This window comes from Pseudomonas sp. Sample_22, from assembly GCF_004307635.1.
Classification (GTDB): domain Bacteria; phylum Pseudomonadota; class Gammaproteobacteria; order Pseudomonadales; family Pseudomonadaceae; genus Aquipseudomonas.
The window spans coordinates 20,075-43,082 of sequence record NZ_RCNY01000068.1 but is presented as its reverse complement, the minus strand read 5'-3'; the positions used below and the strand labels follow the sequence as shown (position 1 = coordinate 43,082).

Here is a 23,008-nt window from a genome sequence, read left to right as displayed (position 1 = left end):
TGGCAGGAGCCAATCCCTGCATCGATCCGAGTTCATTCCTCCGGATCTCGCTGGATGGAAGCTGTGCTGCTTGGCGGCAGGATTCAGATCACACTCCGATGCGGCCTGGTGCTGGGGAGTACCAAGGCATCGGGCAGTTACCGTCAGGCTGACGTGACGCTGGTTGTTCAGTCGTCTTCGCCCTGGGCGAGCATCTTTTCGATATCGCCCGCAGCTGGCTTCTTCCAGTTCTTTATCTGGCCGGTTTCCAGATCGATGTTGAGGATCAGGTAGTCGCCGTAGTGCGTGCCCGGAAAGAAGTCCGGAACGTAACCTTCGTAACTTCCCACTTCTTCGCCCTGTGCATCCTTCAGGCCGGCAGCGAAGCCGTCGCGCACCTTGATGTGCAGGTGCAGTTCGGTCACGTCGACTTGCACCATTTTCTGCTGGTTGATTTGCATGCTGCTGTCTCCGGTTGATTTCCCGTCTGGCCCTGTCGCCAAGGCCAGCCAGTGAAATCTGTTTTCCATTCCATGCGCGTCGCCGCGGTTTCCCCACCTAGCCGGCGTCACACATTTCGTGTTCGGTGTTCTTCGCCGGCTGGCTTGCATGGTTTGGCGTCCTCCCATATGGGGAGTCCGGCAGGTTCCAGAGCCTGCATGGAGATCGAAATTTGTGTTTCGCGCTGTGCCCGTTTCCGGGGATCGATCCGCGAAGATTCTTGACTGTTAAAGAGCTGCGCGGCTTTCGCTGCTGGGCCGGTGATGCGTTGGCTTGGATGCAAATATAGGTACTCCCATATTTGGCGTCAATGGGTATTCCCATATATTTTATCGGGACCGATAAAAAGCCCGCTCTGTGGCGGGCTCGTTTCAGACTTCGCAATACTCTCGCCACCCGATCCGGACGGTGTCGCCGTCCAGGCGATCTATACGCACGCCGCTTGTGTCCTCAATTTCTTGGATCACCTGGCGCCAGGCCTCGGGGCTCTCGTCGTCGTTGCGCGCGACTGTGATGACCTGGACCTTTTGAACGCCAGGCGCTGCAATCAGGCGCTGGATTCGCCGACCCACCAATTCATAGGATTCTCGGGAGGGCGTTACGGGTGACGCGATTTTGTGCATGGGAAACGCTCCTTGCTTATACTGGATAAACATACAGTATTGGTCCTGTAATATTTTGACAAGAGGGGAGCGGCTTAGCCTTTCGGACATACCAACTGAAGCATGGTGTACAGCCACCATCCCTGCGATCAGTCCTCCGGATCAATTTCTTCGTAAGGCTCACACTTGGCAATTAGCTCAACGATGGTTTCAGCAATGAAATCCGCATTCCCGGAAAGCACGGCCAAGTGATCCTCAATCCTGGTCGCCACGTCCGTAGAGCCACGCTGATCCATCCACATACCGATCTCTTCGACGGGGCAGCCGATGGCCATGATGTTTTGGTTGAGGCGGTGGAGTAGGGCGGGGGTGAGTTCGTCTGGCATGGCTTTTCCTCCAGTTGATGAGGAAAGCGTACCAGTGGAAGGGAAACAAAAAGCCCGGCGCTGGGCCGGGCTTTACGCGAAATTCTTACTATCTAAACCAGTATTTCTGTATGGAAATTTAACTGCTCCGGATTGGCGTCTATTTCCGCCAAGGACCTCGCCAAAATGCCTACCGTTCCAGCGCGTTTGAGGAGCTGCTTGTCATGTGTCCATATTTCTTTGGCGCCTGAGGCGATTGAAATGGCAAGTATCTGGCGATCATATTTGAGTTTAGCCATTGTCGAATCAGGGTCGAGCATCTTCATTTCTTGGTTTGTCACAAGCATTGCACATTCAATCGCAGCCAACTGATCGAACGGCGCTATCTCAATGCATTTAACTCCGTTGATTATGTCGAGGTGCTGCTGATAGCAACGCCTTTCAATACCCATGAGATACTCGGCGATTACCGGAGCTGGGAGAACAACGACCCCTCTGACCGATTCTATCCTTTCAACTAGGGCCTGAGCCCGCATGAATGAATTTGAAACGACCTCGCCTGTCTCAGGATCTCTGAGATCCCGAGCCCCTTCATTCTGCATTATCTGGACTAGAACATTTGTATCAATGACGATCTTCAATCCTAGCCCCTAGTTTCCAAAATCTCAGAATGGGCACTAGACACGTCGTTCCAGTTAACCCCTCCTGCGGCTTTAAGCCTGGCTACAGCTTCCTTGAAGCCAACATCTTCGAGCTTGGTGAATGTACTGATCTTCAACTTGACCAGTTTCCACGCGCCGTCACACGAGCGCTCCCACTCTCCATCGCCATGAACACGAACGGGCTTGAAAAGTACCTGTGCTAAACGCTCTGCTACTTCGATTCCAGCTTCGCAGTGCAGCGTTTCGTTATCCGCGCCTTCAATCCTCACCGGCACAGTCTCATCCTTCCCACCCACGCTATAAAGTCTGCCCTGGATACTGGATGGCTTTATGATTCTGAGCGGTGGTTCTTCGTTCTTGACGCTGGGGAACTGGAAAATTTGTGCTCCCTCCGACCTAATAGATGCACCAGTTCTATCGGCAGCCATCAGTTCGGAAAGCCTTTCGTAGGCGGTTATGGCTTTTTTCTTCCCGAGGCCTCCAGACACTTCTCTAACCTGGTTCATCACGACCGGGAATGCTTTATCTTCGATGAATGATTTCAGCTGAGCCGAGCCAACCTGCACCGAGTCGAAATGAACCGAGTCCTCTGACCCGTACAACGCGGATAGCGCACGCAGGTATTCCGCAAGCCGCTTCATTGAAAGCTGGCCGGGGGTGAGGTCGTCGAGGTAAAGCGTTAACTCTTTCATTGCTTGATTATAGTCACGCGTCCATTTCAATCACTATAGGCATTCGTCAACATCGCATTTCTAGGGTTTAGTGAAGAGTCTTGCGACTTTCGCCAATCCTGATCCGGTCCAATGCCCGGTTCAAGGCATCCAAGGCATCGAGGAGCGCTTTCGCCTCGGCTTCCCGACCATCACCCCATAACCGTTCAGCCATTTTGTTCAGAGCCAGGATGGATCTCTCAATGTCTGCAGCAGTTGCAATAGCAGGGTCTGACTTCTTCTCCGGCATGGTCAAAACTTCTGAAGCGCACGTACCACTACCCCAACAATCCGGCAGTCCTCGGTGAATGGCTCAATCCGCCAGGCGGGATTCAGCGGCTTCAGGAAGAGCTTCCCACCGTCGTTGACCAGCTTCTTGAAGGTCGCCTCATTGCTGTCCGGCAGTTTCGCGATCACGAGCTTGCCAGGGGCAGCCTCGGCTTCAGTATCCACAAGGATCAGCGTGCCCTCGGTGATGCTTTGCCCGACAGGTGAGGTCATCGAGTCGCCTTTGACCTCGAGCCAGAACGCTGGGCCCTTCGAGTCGTATTCGGAGAATTCGTAGCGATCGGAAAAGCCGGCCGGGTAGGGCTCGACTGCCTCGGCCCAAGCACCCGCGGCGACCCAGCTGATAACCGGATAGCGAAAGGACTCTACTGGCTGACGGGCTTCGCCGACGTTTGAGCTCTCAGCGCCTGAATTGCCGCCACCCGTAGTCATCGGGCCAATTTCATCGGACAGCCATTTGGCGCTGACACCACAGGCGTCAGCAATTTTCACCACGTGTGCAGTGGCCTTAGATTTTCCACGCTCAAGGTCTGAAATCGATGTCTGGGTGATGCCAGCGCGTACGGCCAACTCAACCTGATTTAGACCTGCATGGCGCCTTGCGGCCTTTAAACGATCTTTAAATTCCATCCGGCAAGTATTACGGGCGCTCCCATATTGTTGCAAATCGGTATTCCCATAAACTACTATATGGGTATTCCCGTATGGGGGGGCGTTATGAACACTATTTTCCAGGACCTCGTCACCTTCTTCGGGACGCAGGAAACCACGGCCGAGAGGCTCAAGGTTGATCAAAGCACGGTCTCTGGCTGGGTTCGCGGCAAGCACGGAATGTCTGCAGTTGTCGCAAAGCGAGCTGAGGACCTGACCCAGGGCAAATTCAAGAAAGAGACCCTTTGCCCATCGTTTCCCTGGGCGGAGATGGCGGCTTAGAGCTCAGCGCAATGGTTGCGCGTTCAAAGCCACGCAACTCGTCAGTGCAGAGCCGATCCCGTAAAGGATCGGCGATCCGCTCGAATGCAGGCCACAGCCTGAGTTGAGACGACAAGGGAAGGGTGGAAGCCAAGGCAGCCACCAGGCAGCAAAGGGCGGCTATCTCGCCTTGTAATTCGGAGTGAGTGGTCATGGATGCGTCCCTGATCAGTTGATGACCAGATCATCGCTTTGTTGGCGTAAAGCCACCACGGAAACAAATTTGAGGTTTTACGAATGGAAGATTTTCTGCGGGCCTGCCAAAGCGCTGTTCTGGATAACGAAGCCAAAGCACTGGCGGCAAAGATGGGTGTGTCGCACGTTGGCCTGCTCCAGCGTGCCAACCCAGACAACGATGCTCACCACCTGACCGTGGAGCATTTGTTCGGAATCTTGCTGCACACCGGCGACATGCGGCCTCTGGCTACGCTCGCAAATGAATTCGGCTTCGACCTGGTCGCCAAGTCTGCTCCTAAGCCTCAGGCACTCACCAAATCGCTCATCAATGTCGGCAAGGAAGTGGCCGATTTGACTATCGCCGTGCACGAAGCGCTCGGCGACGACCATGTCAGCACCTTCGAAAAATCTTTGATTCGCCAAGAGATCAACCACGTCCGGCAAAGCCTGGACGTGATGGATGCATCGGTGAAGGCCGCCTGAATCCCAGGCACAAAAAAGCCGGGATTGCGCCCCGGCTAATTCGATACCACTCAATGAGGCGGATTATGCAGAGCCAACCCAATTCAAGCAATACCTCGACCAATGTCGCGACACGTTTTGTTAATTCTGAAAACGTGTCGCGTACCACGATGTCTTCCCGCGAGATCGCCAACGTCACCGGTAAGCGGCACGCTAACGTGAAGCGCGACATCACCGGGATGCTGAAAGAACTGAAATCAGATGTACTCAGTTTTGAGCACATCTATTTGGATGGCCAGAACCGCGAGCAGGTCGAATACATGCTTGATCGCGAGCACACCGACTGCCTGCTCACCGGCTACAGCGCGCCGATGCGCATGAAGGTGATTCGCCGGTGGCGCGAGCTTGAACAGCAGCAGGGCGCCCGCGAGCAGGTTCTGCTCAATGGCACAAAGGTCGTCGGCGAGATCGCCATCATGGAGTGCTTCACGCGCCTGCTGAAGCCCGCCCAGTCCTGCCAGATGGCAATGCTGACTAAGATCGCACAGAACAACGGACTAGATCCGAGGTTTCTCCCAGGCTACGCGGTGGACGCTGCACCCGACGCAGCTGGCGGTTCCTCGATGCCCACCAAGTCAGCCACAGCCTTGCTGAAAGACCATGGCATCCGTTACGCGCCGGCGGCATTCAATCGTGCACTTGAGGCCAGGGGTTACCTGACGCAACTCAAACGCAAGAACTCTAAGCAGGAAATGGTCCCGTTCTGGTCGATCACCGAGAAGGGCATGGCCTTCGGCAAGAACCTCACCAGCCCTCAAACTCCCCGCGAAACGCAGCCTCATTGGTACGTGGATCGCTTCCTCGAGTTGGCCAAACTGGTCGGGAAGGCCTGATATGCAATTCACCGTCACGATCAACCAGGTGAAGGCGCTGGAGTGGGGGCTGAACTCCCAGCAGGCCCTGCTGTTCGCCTTCGTCTATGGCTGCCCCAGCTGGACCAAGCCAATCAAGACGGACGATGGGATCTTCTTCGCGCTGAGCAAGGCCAAGATCATCGAGGAGCTGCCGCTGCTCACTGACAAGCCGGACACCGCTTACCGCATGCTGAAGGCCCTGGAAGAGGCCGGTTTGATTGAGCTTTCCAGCACCTCGAACATCACGCTGTTCCGCCTGACCGAGAAGGCGATCGAGTGGAATCAGAAGCTTGATGGGTCGGAAAAATATCCGACCCCTCCAGAGAACAAGGGTCGGAAAAAAATCCGATCTACCTCGGAAAAAAATCCGAGCAAGGTCGGAGAAAAATCCGAGCAAGGGTCGGAAAAATCTCCGACAAATCAGGATACCAATCATCAGGGTACCAATCAGGATACCAGTCAGGACTTGCAAGCCGGCCCGGACAAGCCGGCCCGCAACCTGGTGCTGGTGGTTGATCGCACCGACGGTCCCCGCGTCGAGATTCCCGCCGACATGCCGGGCCCCAAAGACCAGTCCTGCAAAACCTTCAAAGCTTGGGCGAACTACGCCATGGCCTATCGCAAACGCTACAGCACCTGGCCAGTGTGGAACGCCAAAGTCGGTGGCCAGCTCGGCCAACTCGTTGACCGCCTCGGCGCCGACGTCGCCCATCACGTCGCGGCTCACTTCCTGAAAACCAGCGATGCCGCCGTCCTTCGCAAGTGCCACAGCCTCAACGAGCTGCTGGCCAACGCCGAGAGCTATCACACCCAGTGGGTGACTGGTCAGCGCATCAACGGTGCCACCGCGCGCCAGTTGGAGCGCACTGAAGCGAACGCATCGGCAGCCGAGCAGGCAGCCCAGATGGTTCTGGCCAAGCGCCAGGCGGGGGCACGCAATGAATACCTTTGAGATGAATGACCAGCAGGTTGCCGGGCTGGCGGCAGCGATCTGCGCCACGGCTGAGGCCATGGGCCAGGAGATGAACCCAGGTACTGCGGCGATGATGGCTGAAGACCTGTGCGCTTACTCCGTGCCCGTCGTGAAAGCTGCGCTCAAAGGCTGCCGCTTCGAGGTGAAGGGCAAGCTGGCCATGGCGGACATCCTGCAGCGCGTCCAGGCCGCCGACGGCCGCCCGGGCAAGGATGAGGCATGGTCGATTGCTCTTTGCGGGCACGACGAAAGCGAAACTGTCGTTCTCACCGCTGAGATCCAGCAAGCCATGACTGCGGCTGATTCGATCCTTCGATTGGGTGACAAGGTCGGCGCGCGAATGGCGTTCATGAGTGCGTACGAACGCCTGGTAGCCCAGGCTCGCGCCGAAGCGACCCCGGTGTCTTGGAGTCTTTCGCTAGGCCATGACCCAGTGCGGCGGGTAACGGCCATTGAATCGGCCGTTCGCATGCATCTGATCAGCCAGCAAACCGGCGCCCAGTACTTGAAGGACCTTCGCATTGCGCCAATCACCGAAGATGGCCAGGCCATTGCTGGCTTGCTAACAGGGACAGCTGTGCAGCCATCCGCAAAGCTTCGGGCTCGTTGGCAGCAAGTCAGGGACGACCTGCAGGTACTCCGCCGCCGCAAACAAATTCAATCCCGATGGGATGCGCGGGCAGAGCGCCGGCGACTCGCCTCACGCAAGGCTGAGCAACTAAAAGCGCTAGAGCAACTGATGCGAAAGGAGCACCTGTGATGACCTACAAAATCAGTGTCAACTGCCAAGCCAAGCTCTCCGAGGCCATCACCAAACTCAGCACCATGTTCCGTGACAAGAAGTTCGTTGTGGTTTCCCTGCGCCCGGGTAAGGACCGCACCCTCGACCAGAACCGTCTGTGGTTCGCGATGTACAAGCGAATCGCCGAGATGACCCAGATCGGTGATGAGGCGGACGCCCGCCGGTACTGCAAGTTGCACATAGGCGTGCAGATCCTGCTGAACGAGGATGCCGGTTTCCAAGCTGAGTGGTACCGGGTTATCCGCCACCTACCGTACGAGACCAAGTTGGCCATGATGGGCGGCTGCAAGCTGTTCGGTCCGGACGGATTCCCAGTGACCAGCCTGTTCAACCGTGCCCAGGGCATAGCCTACACCGACCGCATCGTCGCGCGCTTCGCACCGCAGGGCGTGTACTTCGATGACCTTCTGAGCCAGGAGGCTGCATGACGATTGAACGGAAGCAGCCCAAGCCGAAGAAATGCCGCGTGGCTACCTGCAGGGCCTCATTCGTCCCCGCGCGTATGGGGCAGGCAGTTTGCAGCCCGGCATGCGCAATGATCGATGCGCCGAAGAACCAGGACAAAGCGCGCAAGGCCATTGATCAGCGCGAGCGCCGCGAGATCAAGGTTCGCAAAGAGAAACTGAAGAGTAGGGCGGAACACCTGCGGGAGGCCCAGGCCGCAGTGAATGAATTCGTCCGACTGCGCGATGCAGACCTGCCATGCATCAGCTGCGACTCGCTGCCCAACGACCATGACTTGATCACCGGCAGTCGCTGGGACGCTGGGCACTATCGCTCCGTGGGTGCCTGTCCGGAGCTGCGATTCGAGCCGCTGAACATCCACCGGCAATGCGTGAAGTGCAATCGCAATCTGTCCGGCAACGCGGTCGAGTACCGCGTTCGCTTAGTGCAGCGCATCGGCGCGGACAAAGTAGCGTGGATCGAAGGACCTCACCCGCCCTGCAAACTTTCCGTAGAAGAAATCAAGACCATCAAGGCCGAATACCGAGCAATGATCAAAGAACTCAAGAGGGCAGCAGCATGAAAAGTGCCGGATACCGATTGAAGATGCGAAGCCTATGGTTCCTCGCGAATCCCTTTCAATGGATGAGGGAAGCCAGCGAGGGATGGGCGACAATGGACGTAAAGGATTTTATCTCGGTATCCGCCGAATTGGCCCTGCCAGGTTTTGGCCTCCTCCATGCATCCATGCTCGGAACGAAAAACGGCCTCAACGGCTCGAGGTGCGGAACAAGCATTTGTGTAATCCGAACAGATCACAAACCAGAGTGCGTAATACATGTTTCAAGAGTCGCGAGTCTAAAGGGGCCGCAAGAATACCTTACCCAATCACGATTCGGTCAGGAGGCTGCAGCATGATGTATCGCAACGTGGTATCAGCAGTGGTTCGCGCGCTCGCCGCCGAAACAATCAACTCCGCTGGCGGCTGCGACTTTGAACCCAAGGTGCAATGCGCCAAGCAGAATGGTGAGATCGTCGGCAAAGAGGCTGCATTCCTCACCGACTGCTGGGTGTTCGGCCGGCTGCACAAGTCACTGTCTGCCGTGCACTGGCGGGCACTGGTCGCTAAGTTCTCGACGCACACCGAGCGCAAGCACGCAGCAATCGCCGAGCTCACCAAGGTCATGCGGTCTCCGGCCCCTGAGCGGTTCCTTCACTGTGCTGTCGTTACTTGGGCATTGCCGAAGCTGGCGGGCGTGGACGGGAAGCGGTCGACCAACGTCCTGCCGGCCGGCTGGTACGAGATGGATAACTGGTCAAACGAGCCGCACCCGATCAAGACCCAAGAGCGGTGGAGGAGGGATATCCGCAAGTCGCTGGAGCGCGAAGTGGATGAGGCTTTGATGTCTGCTCAAGTCCTGTTGGATGCAGAGGGACTTATTGGTACACAAGCCGCTTGACGGCAAGTGAGCCAATGAGCCATTATTCACCCATCCTGTCATTCCTGCGTGTATCGAGGAGTGACGAAATAGCTTCGGGGGGCGAACGGTTCGATTCCGGCAGCTCTCACAGCTACCCAGATGGCATTGCTGTTTGTTATGGCGGTCTTCATGACCGTGCTTTACACAACTCCAGAAATGCTGACCGCGACAGTTATTTCGCTCGCGGACGAGGGTAGTAAGATGATCGAGATCCAAAGTTTCACCGCGCTGTTTCTCAAGCCTGTTGCAACCGTGGTATCCGCCATCTGGTGTAGCTGCATCGCTGCTGGTGCAGTTCCCCGCTCCATCTGAGGCTTTCCAGCCTCGACTAAACCCGGCCTCCGCGCCGGGTTTTTTATTGCCTCGAATTCACCTGTGGCCAGGGCAGCCCTCGGGAATGCCTGGACGTCGATAGCCGGATAGTGCGACGTACGGAATCAACACCGGCAGCCCGCGTACCCTGCACACCAATGCTTCCAGGGTGGCGCGAGACTGAATCAGCGAGATCGATGCATAGGGGCGTCGATGTTGGGAAGGTCTTTGGCGGACAGCGGGAAAGACCGCGCACCTATACAGGGCGTCCACTTGCAGGGGCTTTTTCGTTCTTGCCTCTGGTAGAGTGGCACTTTGTCATCGCGGATAGGAATCGTATGTCGAAGTACCACATCAATGAAGGTCGTGGCTCCAAAACGGGCCAGAAACTCTATCAGGTGTTCATCGGCGGGAAGACCATTGGCAATCCGTATCCGTCCCGCGAACAAGCCGAGGGCTATATCAAGCTGCTTGAGCAGCGAGATGCGGAAGCTGAGGCCGAGCGCCAGAGGGAAGCCGACGCTGAGCTCCATCAGGAGGCTGAGGCGGAGAGGCAGCGAAAGAAAAGCAGATCCGGTCCATCCTTCGGGATGTGACAATCCCAACACCGAGAGCCCGGCTTTTTGCCGGGCTTTTTTATTCCTGACTCCCTGACGGGGAGGAATCGAGATGCCAAACATGCCAGACAAACCAGACACCTGGCTCATCGTGCTTGCATGGCTGAGCCAGCACTCGCCAACGCTTTACGCGGCGGGCCTTTCCGCATTGATGGCTGGCATCAGGATCATCTACGGCGGAGGAACTCGGCGCCAAGCCCTTCTCGAAGCGGCGATCTGCACACTCATTACCATCGGGCTGATTCCGGTCCTCGAGTACTTCGGACTGCCGCAGAACCTGGCGACGGCTGCTGGCGTGTTCATCGGCTTCCTTGGCGTGAAGAAGCTTGCTGACATCGCCGATCGGATCGCCGAAATCAGATTCCCAACACGTGGGGCGGGTCAGTAACCGCGACACGTTTTATCGAGCCCATAAATTGTGTCGCGACACGCGATGAGGAACGCAGCATGGACAACCAGCACAAGAAGATTACTGGCTACCGCGACCTCACCCAGAGCGAGATCGACGGGATGAACTCGATCAAGGCCTTGGAGGCAGACGCCGGCGAGCTGTTCAAGCAGATCGGCCAGATCGAGGGCGTCGACCTTCGGCTGCTGGCCTTGGCCAAAACGAATCTGCAGCAGGGCTTCATGTGGTTTGTGCGCTCAATCGCAAAACCCGCTGATCCATTCAGCTGATGAGTACCGTGACGTGCCTGCATCACGCGCTACCACTGAGCCCTGCGATCAACCAAGCAGTTACCGAACTGGATGGCGCCATCGCCAAGGCGATCGACGCGGCCAAAGCCGCTGGACTGCCTCAAGGCTTGGTCGTATCCATCTTGCACGGGCACGCTCACGCACAGACCCACAACATGGTGAAGGCATGACGGCAAAGCTCGTTGAGTTCAAACGTGATGGATGGCGTGATGCTGCCAAGACGCTGAGGAAGATCGCAGACGACCTCGATGCTGGTGTGCATCCGGAGTGCACCGTGGGCGCATTGACCCTCATGGGGCCCAAAGGGGAGGTGACGGTATTTGGGTTGGGCCCTAAGTGCGACGACCTGCAATGCCTCGGCGCCATGCGCCTCGGTGAGCAGAGGTTGATTGATGTGCTGCTAGAGACTGACTGACACCACTGCTATTGAAATGATATCGTCCGGCGCATATGTTTGCAGCTCATTCATGCAAGGAGCTGTGAGATGTCAGACTTTACGAAGGGTGATGTTGTTGAGTTAAAAAGTGGCGGTCCAGCTATGACCATTCAGGACCTCGGAAACTGGGAAACGAGAGGCATCGAAGATGGTGCGATGTGTGTTTGGTTCGACGGAAAGACTAAGCACCAGGATGTTTTCGATGTGGCTTCGTTGAAGGCAGTAGACGAGGCGTATCGCGGACGAAGCTAACAAATATTCAGCTGAGCCCCGCCAACTGCGGGGCTTTCTATATCTGCAGAGCAAATGACAACCAAGCAACCGACTGGGAGGCAATCGACAGTGCCTACCCAGCCGAGATTGCAAATATCAGGGCCTACTGAGCAGGCAAGCAATAATTCCGGGCTCTACACATTCCGGCGCAATCATGAAAATGATGACTGCTACTGCAAGCACTGAGTAAATCACTTTTTTCATCTTTTGAGCCTCATTGGTTTATGAGCGCCCATTAGGCCCGGCTGGCGCGCGCATTGGCGGGCAATCTGCCCCTCTTTTGGGGGCGAACTCTGAATTGAAAAGGTTCTTCTGGTATGAATCGGCCGCGTCCTCCCGCGTCACTGGTCGAGCTGTCAGAGTTGCACGATTTCGGTATCTGTCTTAGTCCAGCACCTGAGGTATGGGAGTGGCTCCAAGCCGAGATCCTTGCAGACACCGGCAGCATCCACAACGAGGACCATGCCCATCTACTGGATGCAAACATCCGAGTCATGTGGGCCTCTTCAGCCTTCAAGAAGCAGGGGCGCACAGTGCTTGGCCAAGCCGAGCAAGTCACGTTCCGCGCCGGTGGTTGGCAGAAAGCCCGCATGGAACAACAGATGCGTGATTGGTTCGGCGAAGTGCCGACCTTCATCATCACCTTGGCTGCTGACTACTGCGCCCAATGCAGCGACCTTGAGTTCTGCGCCCTGATTGAACACGAGCTGTATCACTTGGCTCATGCGACCGATAAGTATGGCCAACCAGCGTTCACCCAGGACGGCGCGCCGAAGATCAAGCTGCAGGGACATGACGTTGAAGAGTTCGTCGGTGTCGTCCGCCGCTATGGTGCGAGTGCTGACGTGCAGGTGCTGGTGGATGCAGCGAACAAGCCCGCCGAGGTGGGGAAATTGAACATTGCGAGGGCCTGCGGAACCTGTCTGCTCAAGTCGGCCTGACTTTGACAGTACTTTGACGGATGCCCATCTATGGCCGCACTCAGAGACGAGGTGAAAGCCTTTGTAGTACAGGCACTCGCCTGCTTTGACACGCCATCGCAAGTTGTTGCGTCGGTCAAAGAGCGATTCGGTCTCGATGTCACTCGCCAACAGTGCGAAGCGTACGACCCGACGAAATACGTAGGGCGCAACCTGCATGCGAAGTGGCAGACCCTGTTTCACGACACCCGTAAGCGGTTTCGTGAAGAGACAGCCGAGATCCCGATCGCTAACAGAGCGTTCCGCCTTCGTGCCATGAGTCGATTTGTGGAGAAGGCCGAGACGATGAAGAACATCGGCCTGGCCATGCAGATCCTGGAGCAGGCCGCGAAGGAAGTCGGCGACATCTATGTCAACCGCAACCGGAAAGACGAGCCCGACGACGAGCCGGCGATACCGACCCGTATCCAGGTTGATGTAGTGGATGCGAGGAAGCCGAATGCCGAGCCTTAACGTTCCGCAGTCGCAGTTCCTTCTGTTGCCCCACAAGTTTCGCGCTTTCGTTGCTGGCTTCGGCTCAGGGAAGACCTGGGTGGGCTGCTCGGCACTTAGCAAGCATTTCATGGAGTGGCCAGGCGTCAACGCTGGTTACTTCGCGCCGACCTACCCGCAGATTCGAGACATCTTCTATCCCACGATGGAGGAGGTGGCCTACGACTGGGGGCTGAAGACCAAGATCAACCAGGCGAACCATGAGGTTTACATTTACAGCGGCCGGCAGTATCGCGGCACTGTGATCTGTCGCTCGATGGAGAAGCCCCAGACAATCGTCGGCTTCAAGATTGGCCACGCCCTGGTGGATGAACTGGACGTGCTGACGTCGCTGAAGGCTCAGCAGGCCTGGCGCAAGATCATTGCCCGGATGCGCTACAACCTGCCCGGGCTTAAGAACGGCGTGGATGTGACCACGACGCCGGAAGGGTTCAAATTTGTCTTTCTCCAGTTCGTAAAGCAACTGCGCGATAAGCCGGCGCTGAAGGAAATGTACGGCCTGATTCAGGCCAGCACCTTCGACAACGAACTCAACTTGCCGGACGACTACATCGCCTCGCTGATGGAGTCATACCCCGAGCAGCTGATCCGCGCATACCTCAATGGCCAGTTCGTCAACCTGACCTCTGGCTCGATCTATCACGCCTACGACCGCAAGCTGAACCAGTGCTTTGACACTGTGCAGCCAGGCGAGCCTCTTTTCATCGGCATGGACTTCAACGTCGGCAAGATGGCGGCGATCACCCACGTCAAACGCGACCAGGGTCTGCCGCGCGCCGTGGATGAATTGATGGATGGCTACGACACACCGGACATGATTCGCCGCATCAAGGAGCGCTACTGGCGGCACAACGGCAACGACTTCGAGAAAACCTGCGAGATCCGGATCTATCCGGACGCCTCGGGGGACTCAAGGAAGTCGGTCAACGCGAGCGTCACGGACCTGGCGATGCTGAAACAGGCCGGCTTCGCAGTCATCGCACCGGCGGCAAACCCACCGGTGAAGGATCGAATAAACGCCATGAACGCCATGTTCTGCAATTCGCAGGGCGAGCGGCGTTACCTGGTCAATCCATTTACCTGCCCGACTTATGCAGACGGCCTTGAGCAGCAAATCTGGGCGCCCAACGGCGAGCCAGACAAGAGCCAGGGCAATGACCACGCCAACGACGGCGGCGGTTACTTCATCCACCGCGAGTACCCGATCGTGAAGCCGGTCACCTCAATGAAAATGGGAGTCGCCCGATGACGGACGTCACTTTTACCCGTCCCGAGTACGACGCGGCGCAGTACCGCTGGCGCTTGGTGCGCGACGTCTGCAAAGGATCGGAAACTATCAAAGCCGCTGGCGACCGATATCTGCCGCGGCCGAACGCATCGGACACTAGCCAGGACAACCGGGACCGCTACGATGCGTACAAGAAGCGCGCTGTATTCTACAACGCCACAGGCAGGACGAAGCACAGCCTTGTTGGTGCGGTGTTCCGCACCTGGCCGACGCTGAATGTTCCAAGCGCTCTCGACTACATCTCGAAGGATATCGACGGGCAAGGCGTGAGCATCTACCAGCAGTCTCAATCGGTCATTGGGCATTTGCTCGAAGTTGGCCGCCACGGGCTGCTGGTGGATTACGCGGCTGTCCAGGCCGGCACCGTGAGCAAGGCCGACGAACAAGCAGGCCGAGCTCGTGCGAACGTCGCCAGCTACCCGGCCGAATCGATCATCAACTGGAAGACCCGTCAGGTCGGTGGCCAGCACCTGCTGTGCCTCGTCGTTCTGCGCGAGACGGTCGACGTCGATACTGATGACGGCTTTGGTAGTGAGCAGGTCGTCCAATACCGCGTGCTTCGCCTGGATGCCACCGGCGTCTATACGCAAGAGGTATGGGAGCAGGGCTCCACTCAGACGGCAATGACCGTCGCGCCCTTCGCACCATTGAATGGCCTGGGCCAGCCGTGGCGGATCATTCCGTTCCAGTTTCTGGGCAGTGAGAACAACGACACCACGGTCGACGACTCGCCGCTGTACGACATGGCCGAAGTGAATATTGGGCATTACCGCAACAGCGCTGACTATGAGGAAGCGGCTTACCTGGTAGGCCAGCCTCAACCGTGGATGGCGGGGCTCGATGAGCAGTGGCGCGACCACATGGAGAAGAACGGCATTTTCCTCGGCTCCCGCGCACCGTGGCTCCTGCCAGTCAGTGGCACATGCGGCGTCTGGCAGGCTCAGCCGAACACGGTGGCCAAAGAGGCCATGGACGCCAAGAAAGAGGACATGGTGTCCCTCGGAGCCAGACTGATTGAACGGGGCAGTGCGGTGAAGACCGCGACCCAGGCTGACAACGACAGCGCCGCCGAACACAGCGTCCTGTCCCTGGTGGTCAGCAACGTCAGCGAGGCATACTGCCAGTGCCTGGTCTGGATGGCTGAGTTTGTGAACGCCACGGGCGAAACGCTCTACAAGCTCAATCAGGACTTCAGCCAGATCACCCTGGACGCGACGATTCTCGCTGCGCTGTTCAATGCGGTGCAGGGCGGCAAGCTGCCGGCCGGGGACTTTTGGCAGTACCTGCGCGATCGCGGTGTTATCGATCCCGAGAAGACCGACGACCAGATCCGAGACGAACTGGAAACGGAGAATCCAGGTCCTGACCTGGAAGACGATGAGGTAACCCCGAATGGCAGCAAACCAAGCGATCCTTGATGCCACGATTCGGCACGCGGTCTTTCTTGAGCAACTGAAATCCGGGGAGGTTGCGAAGTTCGGACCTTTCCTCAAGGAGATCGACCGCTCGATCCGCGAGCGGCTGACCCGGGCCGACCTAACGGATTACACCGTCGCTCGGCTGGAGCGACTGCTGAGCGAAGTCGACAGCCTGCTGCTAGGCATCTTCGATCGGTACAGCGAGAAGCTGAAACTCGACCTGGTGGATATCGCCAACTACGAGGCTGAGTTTGAATCTACCAGTTTGACCCGAGCGGCGCCGGTGGGTGTCTCGTTCGACGCCGCGGTGCCAGGGGCTGCTGCAATTCGTGCTGCCATCCTCTCCAATCCGCTCAGCGTGCGCGGTGCGGACGGCGGGAAGCTGCTCGAATCGTTTATTGAGGGATTCACTAGTACCGAGCGGCAACGACTCACAGGCGCGATCCGGCAGGGCTTCTTCGAAGGCCAGACCAACTTCCAGATCCTCAATACCATTCGCGGTACCAAGGCGCTGAAGTACAACGACGGCATACTGGCCACGACCAACCGGAACGCCGGTGCGATCGTACGGACAGCGGTGCAGCACGTCGCCACCCAGGCGCGCATGGAGACGCTGAGAGAGAATTCCGATGTCGTACAGTCGGTGGAGTGGGTCAGCACCCTGGACACGAAGACGACCAGCCAGTGTCGGACGCTCGACAAGCGCCGGTTCAAGCTGACGGAGGGGCCGCGGCCGCCGATACATATCAACTGCCGCTCGACGGTGGTCGCGGTAACCCGCTTCAGCGCCCTGTTCGCCAAGGACGCCACCCGGGCATCCATCGGTGACAGTGGCGCGCAGCAGGTGAGGGCAGACCTCAGCTATTACGACTGGCTCAAGCAGCAGCCGGCAGCGTTTCAGGACAGGGCTATCGGACCGGTCCGGGCAAAGTTGTTCCGCGAAGGCGGGCTGAGCATCGAGCGATTCTCCGAGCTTCAGCTGGATCGGAATTTTAGACCACTTACCCTGAGCCAGATGAAAGATCTGGAGCCGCTGGCGTTTGAGAGAGCACAACTGACCAAATAATGGTAATGAAATGGCATGATTAAGCCTCAACTGAGGAGAGGCGCATGCAGTTACAAAAGGAAAAACGGCATTACTTATCAGACGTGTTTATAGGCACGGATGCAGGGTGCGGAATATTCATCCCTGCCAATAAAGCGCTGTATAGCTTTGTGCGGGAGAACCCCAGCCATACCGACCTTGTGCAGGTAGCTTCAAAGGCGCTGATCATTGGACGTAGTCTGGCAGCATCAGTGGAGCGGCGCGCCAAGGATGATGAAGACGGCTACGAAGGCTCTACTGGCGGTTTCTATGCACGTTTAGCTGAATCTATTTGCAGCTCAGACTTAAGTCTAGAAGCGTCCCTGTTACCTGTTGGCGCTCGGCTTAATGGGTCTGTAAGTACTGCTGTGAACAAGGTGCACTCTCGACTTTGCGAGGCCGTCACTAAAGTAACCAAAAAAGACGCTAGCAGCTTCGCATCGAAATACTTGCACTTCCATTATCCAACGCTTTTCCCAATGGTTGATTCGCGCGCTAGGGAAGCGTTGAAATGGATTGCGGACGAGGAGGGGCTGGTTTTTGCTCCTACCACAGCGGGAATGTCAAAAAACTATGCGGTATATATCGCGTTTTATATGCAGATCCGCAGCCTGTTTGAAGAGGAGCTTGGTCGGGAAATCAGCCTCAGGCAGATGGACAACGTTCTACTCAATCGCTACGACAACTGGATCTAGGATGTTCACTACAAACCCGCTTCGGCGGGTTTTTTTATGCCCGCAGGCAGGGCCTGCACCTACGTCTCTGGGAGACAACCAATGCTGAAATTTCAACTGGACAGCCTGGATGGTGTCGACGAAGCCGTGCGCGCTCTTTACACCGAGAAGGACGGCAAGTTCGTACTCGGCATTGAAGGTCTGCCGCAGCAAGAAGATGTGTCCGGCCTCAAATCCAAGGTGCAAGAGTTGCTGGACGAGAAGAAGGCCGCCGACAAGGCGCGCAAGGATGCTGAAGAGCAGGCCCGCCTTGATCGCGAGGAAGCCGCTCGCAAGTCCGGCAACGTCGAAGAGCTCGAACGATCCTGGACTGAAAAATACAACCGCCGCGAAGCTGAGCTGAACGGCATGCTGGAGCAGGAGCGTGGAACGCTGAGCGGGCAGATCCGGGATCTGACTGTCGGCCGTACCGCTACTGATATCGCGTCTGCCTTGGCAATCCCTGGCAGCGCCAAAGCCCTGTTGCCGCACATCGAGCGCCGCCTGGCCGTCGAGCAGCGCGACGGGAAGCCCGTGGTGGTCGTGCTCGACCCACAGGGCAAGCTCTCAGCGGCAACGCTGGATGAGCTGAAAGCGGAATTCGCAAACGATACGGCGTTCGCGCCGTTGATCGCAGGTAGCAAGGCATCGGGCGGCGGGGCTGCTGGTGCTGGAGGTGGCGGCGGGGCCGCAAAAGGAAAAATCGGCGGCACCAAAGAGGAACGCACGGCCGCAATCGCGAGCCGGTTCCCAGATCTCCCTCAATCGTAAGGAATAACTCATGTCCCTGTCGCAAATGCAGGTTTTCAACGAATACATCATGCCGGCGACTCTCGAGACACTGGATCAGTATCTCGCCGCTTTCAACGCCGCAAGCCGCGGTGCAATCGTGCTGTCCCCGGATGGCTTCACAGGCGACTTCCTTCAAGAGTCGTTCTTCCAGACCCTGGCCGCTGCCCAGCGTCGCGTGGATCGTTACAGCGCAAACGCCACTGTGGCTGCGACCGACCTGACCGAGCTGAAGAACACCTCTGTGAAGGTAGCCGGCGGCTTCGGTCCGATCCGCTACGAGCCATCGCAGATGACCTGGCTGGAGCGTCCAACTGCGCAGGGTGTCGAAGTGGCGAGCCGCGCGTTCGCTGAGATCCTGCTCAAGGACCAGCTGAACACTGCAATCGCTGCACTGGTTGCCGCGATCACCGCCCAGGCCGCTGCTGTTAACGACGTGTCGGCAACCGCAGGCATCACCTACGCCGGTCTGAACAACGCCCATGCGAAGTTCGGCGACGCGAGCCAGAACCTGGTCACCCAGGTGATGCAGGGCACCAGCTATCACAAGTTGGTCGGACAGAACCTGGCAAACCAGCAGCAGTTGTTCCAGGCGGGCAACGTTCGCGTCGTGGACATCCTCGGCAAGATTTCCGTAGTGACGGACGCGCCGGCACTGATGCAGGCCGGCACCCCGAACAAGGAGATCATCCTGTCCCTGGTGCAGGGCGCGGCGCTGGTGCACGACGGTCGCGACATCATCAGCAACGTTCAGACCACCAACGGCAAGGAGCGTATCGAAACCACGCTTCAGACCGACTACACCTTCGGCCTGGGTTTGAAGGGTTACACCTGGGACACCACCACCGGTGGCAAGTCGCCAACCGACGCCGAACTGGCGACCGGTACCAACTGGGACAAGACTGCCACCAGCATCAAGCACACCGCCGGTGTGGCTCTGATCGGTGACGCTTCCAAGTAACTCCTGAATGTTGAGCCGGGCGACGTGCCCGGCTCGACGAGGTAATGATCATGAGCCAAAAAAATATCTGGTACTTGCCCGGTCCATTCCACCAGTACCAGGAAGATGTGAAGGCGCTGGCCAAGGAAAACGGTCTGCGCATTGTCGACGCGAACGCCACCGGAAGCCGCGAGGATGAGGCTGAGGATCTGCCAGAAGTTACGTTGCGACAGGTCGACTCGGCCCCGTGCTGCTGATCGCCGACAGCGTTGATTTTGACGGCGTTGCGTTACAGGAATTGATCGACAAATTGAACGCAGAACGTGACGGCATCGTGTTGCTGATCGACGCCGCCGAAGGCCTGTCGGAGCTGGAACATCCGGGGGCTGGCGAACTGCCGATCCGCCTGTTTGATGCGCTGAAAGCCATCAACGAAGGTGTCGTCACCATCGAGGGTGAACGCGATGCTCTGGCGGGCGAGGTCGAATTGTTCCGCGCTGAAGTCGCAAGCCTCAAGGCGGCAGCGGAGCCCGTCGACAATGCCGAGAAGATCGCAAGCCTCAAGGCGCAGCTCGACGCCGCCAACGTGACGTATCGGGCGAATGCTTCGGTAGAATCGCTGGAAAAGGCAGTTGCCGACCTGCCAAAGGCGTAATAATTCGGGTGCCAGGGTTTGCGGCGCCCGACTCCAACCCATACAGCGAGCTGATTCATGACTCTCATCATTGAGGACGGTACCGGCAACCCAGACGCCGAAAGCTACGCATCTGCCGAGGACCTTGCCCTGTACGCCGTGAAGTTTGGCGTGGTTATTCCTGCGGAAATTCCTGCGCAAGAAGCGCTACTGCGTCGGGCCGCTCTGGCGATGGATGGCATGACGTGGAAAGGGCGGAAGACCAATAGCGAGCAGGCTCTGGCCTGGCCGCGCCGCGGCGTAGTGCTGGATCAGGAAATCAAGCCAGACAACTACCTGCCGGCGCGCATCCAGTACGGACAGATGGCACTAGCCGCGGAGATCCATCAGGACGATATCGACCCCGTCGAGAAGCGCAAAGGCGCGGTGACACTCGAGCGTGTTGAGGGGGCGGTAACTCGCGAGTACGCGACGATCCCTAATACCAGCGGGCGGCTGTTGCCGGCGGCGCCGGGTCGGCCGAGCGCCACGCAGTTTGCAGACTATCTCCAGAAGCGGGGGCTTTTCGCCGTCAGGGCCTAGAGCCCAAGGGCCTCTTCTAACTTACTAGACCAATATTTACCGGTGAGTGGCAATCTCTTGGTCATACCGCCGTTCGCAAGCTCATCCAAAAGGTCAATGTTAGGGGAGCCTCCATGAGGGAAACAGTCATCATAAATCTCTAAGTACTGATCTTTTAGGGGGGAAGTGGCGATCTCTTCAGCCAGCAACCGTTTAACTGTCAGTGCTTTGGCGGGAATATTTCCATGGTTGTTCGCCATAGCGTGCTTCAGATCATCTACAGATTTCTTCAATTTTTGTAATCCGCTTGAACCTGTCATGCGTACCTCTTGGAGAGTGGAATTGAGTTTTTACGATGAAATGGCCGCTACCACCCTAGATTTAATCACAGAGTTCGGTCAGCCCGTGGTCATCCGGGCAATCACTGTCGGCGAGTACGACCCGGAAACTGGTACCGCGCCGCCAGATACCATCACTGAGCAAACCGCTCAAGGCATCCTACTCGACTTCACCGGTCAAGAATTCCAGAACAACAGCCTGATCAAGCAGGGCGACAAGAAGCTCAAGATTGCCGCGCAGGGGCTTGAATGGGCGCCTGATCTGCTGAACAAAATTATTGTTCAAGGTCGCACCTGGTCAATCGTCCCGCCGCTGAAAGAGATCAATCCTGCCGGGGCGCCGATACTTTACGAGCTGCAGGTGCGGTCGTGAGCCGGGCCGGCGCCGGACAATCCGGCAGCTTCGCCCTGAGTCTCGCCGAGTTCGCAGCCCAAGCCACGGAGGCCATCGACGCCAGCCTGCGCGAGATCATCATCGAGGTCGGCAGTAGTGTCATCCGCATGTCGCCGGTGGGTAACCCGGAGATCTGGGCGCAAAACACTGTGGCCCGCCAGTACAACAAGGCCGTTGACGATCACAACAGCAGCCTGCGCAGCGATCCGACCAACCTGACGAAAGCCGGCCGACTCAAGCCAGGCCGCAAACTGAACGACGGGATGGATATCGTTGCACCAGAAGGCTATGTCGGCGGGCGGTTCCGGGCCAATTGGCACCTTTCGATTGATGTCGTCGAGAACGTCACTTTTGACGAGGTTGACCCCGGTGGCCAGTCGACAATTGCCGCGCTGGTTTCAGCCGTGAGCGACTTCACTGCCGGACAGACCGCCTACCTCATCAACAACCTGCCGTACGCGATTCCGCTCGAGTTCGGACATTCGACCCAGGCGCCCGGCGGCATGGTGCGCATCACCGTGGCCCGCTTCCAGCAGATCGTGCTGGAGGCCATCAGGAACAACCAGGTATGAGCCACAACATCATCGCCTCGATTTACGAATCCAGAATAATCACCTGGGCGAAGGCGCTGCCGGTACCACTAAAGGTCGTCGTCGAGAACGAGGCCTATACACCTGTGAACGGCGTGACATACCTGAATGCGTTCGCGCTACCAGCTGACACCGCGAGCAACACGCTCGCCGGTGACCACAAGCTGTTCACTGGAGTGTTTCAGGTCAGCATCGTGACGCCGTCCGGCAAGTACCGTGGCGCGGCCGGCGCGATAGCCGACCAGATTGCCGCGCTGTTCCCTCTGTACGAGCGCATCACGAAAGGCGCGCTTACCGTGGTGACCATGAGTCCGGTAGACCCAGGCCCCGGCATTCCCGACGACACCACCTACACCGTGCCGGTTTCGTTCCAGTACCGAGCCGACACCAACTGAATAAGCCCGTTGGGCAAACCCAGAACCCGTCATTGAGCGGGTTTTGTCATTTCTGCAAAGAGGAAAACCCATGAGCGTCAAGATTCCCAACGGCACCACCTTCGAGATTGCAGCCACCCTGAGCGCCCCGAAAGCGTTTACCGCGATCAGCAATGCAAGCCCCGCAGTGCTCACCGCTGCAGCCCACGGACTGGTCGATGGCGACGTGATCGTGATCGATTCCGCCTGGGCGAAGCTGAACGGCCGACCGGCTCGCGTTATCGATTCGGATACTGGCGATTTCGCTGCGGAAGGCATCGACACCACTAGCGTGAAGAATTACCCAGCAGGTTCTGGCGCGGGTACCGTCCGTGCGGCTTCCGGCTGGACGCAGATCTCCCAAATCACTGAGCCTACAGCCAACGGTGGCGAGCAGCAGTTCCTGACCTACGGATTCCTCGAGGACGACGATGACCGTCAACTGCCGACCACCAAATCGGCCAGCAGCATGACCCTGCCGGTAGCGGATGATCCGGCCAAAGCATATGTCGCCATTGTTGAAGCTGCCGACGAAGACAAAGAGCCGCGCCTGATTCGCGCAAACCTCCCGGGCGGTGCGACCATTTACTACTTCGCATACGTGTCGATCACGGCGACCCCGACGCTGAGCCGTAACAACATAATGACGCGGACCATCACTCTTTCGTTCGCCTCCCGCCCAACTCGCTACAACGCTTAAGGGGT

38 protein-coding genes are annotated in these 23,008 nt (G+C 57.7%); 29 read left to right on the top strand and 9 right to left on the bottom strand.

Annotation, left to right across the window (positions count from 1 at the left end):
* Nucleotides 1-167: 167 nt before the first annotated feature.
* The 7 genes from D8U73_RS18255 to D8U73_RS18225 form a co-directional block, all read right to left on the bottom strand.
* Nucleotides 168-440 carry a hypothetical protein gene (locus D8U73_RS18255; RefSeq protein WP_130905332.1) on the bottom strand — a complete coding sequence of 91 codons (273 nt, stop codon included), beginning with the start codon at nt 438-440 and terminating at the stop codon, nt 168-170.
* 411 nt (nt 441-851) lie between these two features.
* On the bottom strand, nt 852-1,103 hold the full coding sequence (locus D8U73_RS18250) for a DUF1654 domain-containing protein (RefSeq protein WP_130905331.1): 252 nt from the start codon (nt 1,101-1,103) through the stop codon (nt 852-854).
* A gap of 128 nt (nt 1,104-1,231) precedes the next feature.
* Nucleotides 1,232-1,468 (bottom strand): hypothetical protein, encoded by a 237-nt coding sequence (locus D8U73_RS18245; RefSeq protein WP_130905330.1) that lies wholly within the window; start codon nt 1,466-1,468, stop codon nt 1,232-1,234.
* Between the two features lie 92 nt (nt 1,469-1,560).
* Nucleotides 1,561-2,088 carry a PIN domain-containing protein gene (locus tag D8U73_RS18240; protein WP_130905329.1) on the bottom strand — a complete coding sequence of 176 codons (528 nt, stop codon included), beginning with the start codon at nt 2,086-2,088 and terminating at the stop codon, nt 1,561-1,563.
* A gap of 2 nt (nt 2,089-2,090) precedes the next feature.
* Nucleotides 2,091-2,801 carry a hypothetical protein gene (locus tag D8U73_RS18235; protein WP_130905328.1) on the bottom strand — a complete coding sequence of 237 codons (711 nt, stop codon included), beginning with the start codon at nt 2,799-2,801 and terminating at the stop codon, nt 2,091-2,093.
* A gap of 67 nt (nt 2,802-2,868) precedes the next feature.
* Nucleotides 2,869-3,069, bottom strand: a complete 201-nt coding sequence (locus D8U73_RS18230) for a hypothetical protein (RefSeq protein ID WP_130905327.1) — start codon at nt 3,067-3,069, stop codon at nt 2,869-2,871.
* A 2-nt stretch (nt 3,070-3,071) separates the two neighbouring features.
* Nucleotides 3,072-3,737 carry a S24 family peptidase gene (locus D8U73_RS18225; protein WP_130905326.1) on the bottom strand — a complete coding sequence of 222 codons (666 nt, stop codon included), beginning with the start codon at nt 3,735-3,737 and terminating at the stop codon, nt 3,072-3,074.
* Between the two features lie 87 nt (nt 3,738-3,824).
* Here D8U73_RS18225 and D8U73_RS18220 point away from each other — a divergent pair, with 87 nt between their 5' ends.
* From D8U73_RS18220 to D8U73_RS18180, 9 genes are all read left to right on the top strand, one after another.
* A complete protein-coding gene (locus tag D8U73_RS18220) occupies nt 3,825-4,040 on the top strand; it encodes a YdaS family helix-turn-helix protein (protein WP_130905325.1) in 216 nt (71 codons plus the stop codon).
* 276 nt (nt 4,041-4,316) lie between these two features.
* The gene (locus D8U73_RS18215) at nt 4,317-4,739 is read left to right on the top strand and encodes a phage regulatory CII family protein (protein WP_130905324.1); all 423 of its coding nucleotides are present in this window, start codon (nt 4,317-4,319) and stop codon (nt 4,737-4,739) included.
* A 149-nt stretch (nt 4,740-4,888) separates the two neighbouring features.
* Entirely contained in the window at nt 4,889-5,611 is a 723-nt protein-coding gene (locus D8U73_RS18210; RefSeq protein WP_130905380.1) for a Rha family transcriptional regulator, read from the top strand.
* A gap of 1 nt (nt 5,612) precedes the next feature.
* The gene (locus tag D8U73_RS18205; RefSeq protein WP_130905323.1) at nt 5,613-6,584 is read left to right on the top strand and encodes a phage replication protein; all 972 of its coding nucleotides are present in this window, start codon (nt 5,613-5,615) and stop codon (nt 6,582-6,584) included.
* Nucleotides 6,571-7,365 carry a hypothetical protein gene (locus D8U73_RS18200; protein WP_130905322.1) on the top strand — a complete coding sequence of 265 codons (795 nt, stop codon included), beginning with the start codon at nt 6,571-6,573 and terminating at the stop codon, nt 7,363-7,365. Before D8U73_RS18205 ends, D8U73_RS18200 begins: the two co-directional genes overlap by 14 nt.
* On the top strand, nt 7,365-7,835 hold the full coding sequence (locus D8U73_RS18195) for a hypothetical protein (protein WP_130905321.1): 471 nt from the start codon (nt 7,365-7,367) through the stop codon (nt 7,833-7,835). The genes D8U73_RS18200 and D8U73_RS18195 overlap by 1 nt, the downstream gene beginning before the upstream one ends.
* Nucleotides 7,832-8,434, top strand: coding sequence for a recombination protein NinG (locus D8U73_RS18190; RefSeq protein WP_130905320.1), 603 nt, complete (start codon nt 7,832-7,834; stop codon nt 8,432-8,434). Before D8U73_RS18195 ends, D8U73_RS18190 begins: the two co-directional genes overlap by 4 nt.
* A 331-nt stretch (nt 8,435-8,765) precedes the next feature.
* Nucleotides 8,766-9,311, top strand: a complete 546-nt coding sequence (locus D8U73_RS18185; protein ID WP_130905319.1) for a hypothetical protein — start codon at nt 8,766-8,768, stop codon at nt 9,309-9,311.
* Nucleotides 9,312-9,431: 120 nt separating this feature from the next.
* Nucleotides 9,432-9,644, top strand: a complete 213-nt coding sequence (locus D8U73_RS18180; protein ID WP_130905318.1) for a hypothetical protein — start codon at nt 9,432-9,434, stop codon at nt 9,642-9,644.
* Nucleotides 9,645-9,829: 185 nt separating this feature from the next.
* Here the strand turns inward: D8U73_RS18180 and D8U73_RS29215 are convergent, their stop codons facing one another.
* Entirely contained in the window at nt 9,830-10,324 is a 495-nt protein-coding gene (locus tag D8U73_RS29215) for a hypothetical protein (protein ID WP_177435536.1), read from the bottom strand.
* Between D8U73_RS29215 and D8U73_RS18170 the strand changes: the two genes are divergently transcribed.
* The 16 genes from D8U73_RS18170 (at nt 10,314) to D8U73_RS18100 (ending at nt 20,589) form a co-directional block, all read left to right on the top strand.
* The gene (locus D8U73_RS18170) at nt 10,314-10,649 is read left to right on the top strand and encodes a phage holin, lambda family (protein WP_130905316.1); all 336 of its coding nucleotides are present in this window, start codon (nt 10,314-10,316) and stop codon (nt 10,647-10,649) included. The genes D8U73_RS29215 and D8U73_RS18170 overlap by 11 nt on opposite strands.
* 59 nt (nt 10,650-10,708) lie before the next feature.
* Entirely contained in the window at nt 10,709-10,939 is a 231-nt protein-coding gene (locus D8U73_RS18165; RefSeq protein ID WP_130905315.1) for a hypothetical protein, read from the top strand.
* Entirely contained in the window at nt 10,939-11,130 is a 192-nt protein-coding gene (locus D8U73_RS18160) for a hypothetical protein (RefSeq protein WP_130905314.1), read from the top strand. Before D8U73_RS18165 ends, D8U73_RS18160 begins: the two co-directional genes overlap by 1 nt.
* Complete coding sequence (locus D8U73_RS18155) at nt 11,127-11,375, top strand: hypothetical protein (protein WP_130905313.1); 249 nt, start codon at nt 11,127-11,129, stop codon at nt 11,373-11,375. Before D8U73_RS18160 ends, D8U73_RS18155 begins: the two co-directional genes overlap by 4 nt.
* Before the next feature lie 69 nt (nt 11,376-11,444).
* Entirely contained in the window at nt 11,445-11,648 is a 204-nt protein-coding gene (locus tag D8U73_RS18150) for a DUF2158 domain-containing protein (protein ID WP_130905312.1), read from the top strand.
* 338 nt (nt 11,649-11,986) lie between these two features.
* Entirely contained in the window at nt 11,987-12,610 is a 624-nt protein-coding gene (locus tag D8U73_RS18145) for a putative metallopeptidase (protein ID WP_130905311.1), read from the top strand.
* A 30-nt stretch (nt 12,611-12,640) separates the two neighbouring features.
* Entirely contained in the window at nt 12,641-13,102 is a 462-nt protein-coding gene (locus D8U73_RS18140) for a DUF2280 domain-containing protein (RefSeq protein ID WP_130905310.1), read from the top strand.
* Nucleotides 13,089-14,390 (top strand): terminase family protein, encoded by a 1,302-nt coding sequence (locus D8U73_RS18135; protein WP_130905309.1) that lies wholly within the window; start codon nt 13,089-13,091, stop codon nt 14,388-14,390. Before D8U73_RS18140 ends, D8U73_RS18135 begins: the two co-directional genes overlap by 14 nt.
* Nucleotides 14,387-15,847 carry a DUF4055 domain-containing protein gene (locus D8U73_RS18130; protein ID WP_130905308.1) on the top strand — a complete coding sequence of 487 codons (1,461 nt, stop codon included), beginning with the start codon at nt 14,387-14,389 and terminating at the stop codon, nt 15,845-15,847. Before D8U73_RS18135 ends, D8U73_RS18130 begins: the two co-directional genes overlap by 4 nt.
* Nucleotides 15,822-16,913: a minor capsid protein gene (locus D8U73_RS18125; protein ID WP_130905307.1), complete on the top strand. Its 1,092-nt coding sequence runs from the start codon at nt 15,822-15,824 to the stop codon at nt 16,911-16,913. Before D8U73_RS18130 ends, D8U73_RS18125 begins: the two co-directional genes overlap by 26 nt.
* A 44-nt stretch (nt 16,914-16,957) precedes the next feature.
* Complete coding sequence (locus D8U73_RS18120) at nt 16,958-17,626, top strand: hypothetical protein (protein WP_130905306.1); 669 nt, start codon at nt 16,958-16,960, stop codon at nt 17,624-17,626.
* 81 nt (nt 17,627-17,707) lie between these two features.
* Nucleotides 17,708-18,415 (top strand): hypothetical protein, encoded by a 708-nt coding sequence (locus D8U73_RS18115; RefSeq protein ID WP_130905305.1) that lies wholly within the window; start codon nt 17,708-17,710, stop codon nt 18,413-18,415.
* A gap of 10 nt (nt 18,416-18,425) precedes the next feature.
* Nucleotides 18,426-19,394, top strand: coding sequence for a major capsid protein (locus D8U73_RS18110; protein WP_077046647.1), 969 nt, complete (start codon nt 18,426-18,428; stop codon nt 19,392-19,394).
* Between the two features lie 50 nt (nt 19,395-19,444).
* Nucleotides 19,445-19,630 (top strand): hypothetical protein, encoded by a 186-nt coding sequence (locus D8U73_RS29735; protein WP_347239002.1) that lies wholly within the window; start codon nt 19,445-19,447, stop codon nt 19,628-19,630.
* On the top strand, nt 19,621-20,028 hold the full coding sequence (locus D8U73_RS18105) for a hypothetical protein (protein ID WP_347239001.1): 408 nt from the start codon (nt 19,621-19,623) through the stop codon (nt 20,026-20,028). The genes D8U73_RS29735 and D8U73_RS18105 overlap by 10 nt, the downstream gene beginning before the upstream one ends.
* A gap of 57 nt (nt 20,029-20,085) precedes the next feature.
* A complete protein-coding gene (locus tag D8U73_RS18100) occupies nt 20,086-20,589 on the top strand; it encodes a DnaT-like ssDNA-binding protein (RefSeq protein ID WP_130905304.1) in 504 nt (167 codons plus the stop codon).
* On the opposite strand, the gene D8U73_RS18095 is transcribed toward D8U73_RS18100, so the two are convergent.
* Nucleotides 20,586-20,888, bottom strand: coding sequence for a hypothetical protein (locus tag D8U73_RS18095; RefSeq protein ID WP_130905303.1), 303 nt, complete (start codon nt 20,886-20,888; stop codon nt 20,586-20,588). The two genes, D8U73_RS18100 and D8U73_RS18095, sit on opposite strands and share 4 nt — an antisense overlap.
* A 22-nt stretch (nt 20,889-20,910) precedes the next feature.
* Here D8U73_RS18095 and D8U73_RS18090 point away from each other — a divergent pair, with 22 nt between their 5' ends.
* From D8U73_RS18090 to D8U73_RS18075, 4 genes are all read left to right on the top strand, one after another.
* The gene (locus tag D8U73_RS18090; RefSeq protein ID WP_130905302.1) at nt 20,911-21,279 is read left to right on the top strand and encodes a hypothetical protein; all 369 of its coding nucleotides are present in this window, start codon (nt 20,911-20,913) and stop codon (nt 21,277-21,279) included.
* Entirely contained in the window at nt 21,276-21,872 is a 597-nt protein-coding gene (locus tag D8U73_RS18085) for a hypothetical protein (protein ID WP_130905301.1), read from the top strand. The genes D8U73_RS18090 and D8U73_RS18085 overlap by 4 nt, the downstream gene beginning before the upstream one ends.
* On the top strand, nt 21,869-22,285 hold the full coding sequence (locus tag D8U73_RS18080) for a phage tail terminator-like protein (protein WP_130905300.1): 417 nt from the start codon (nt 21,869-21,871) through the stop codon (nt 22,283-22,285). Before D8U73_RS18085 ends, D8U73_RS18080 begins: the two co-directional genes overlap by 4 nt.
* A gap of 70 nt (nt 22,286-22,355) precedes the next feature.
* Nucleotides 22,356-23,003, top strand: a complete 648-nt coding sequence (locus tag D8U73_RS18075; protein ID WP_130905299.1) for a phage tail protein — start codon at nt 22,356-22,358, stop codon at nt 23,001-23,003.
* The last annotated feature ends 5 nt before the right edge of the window (nt 23,004-23,008 follow it).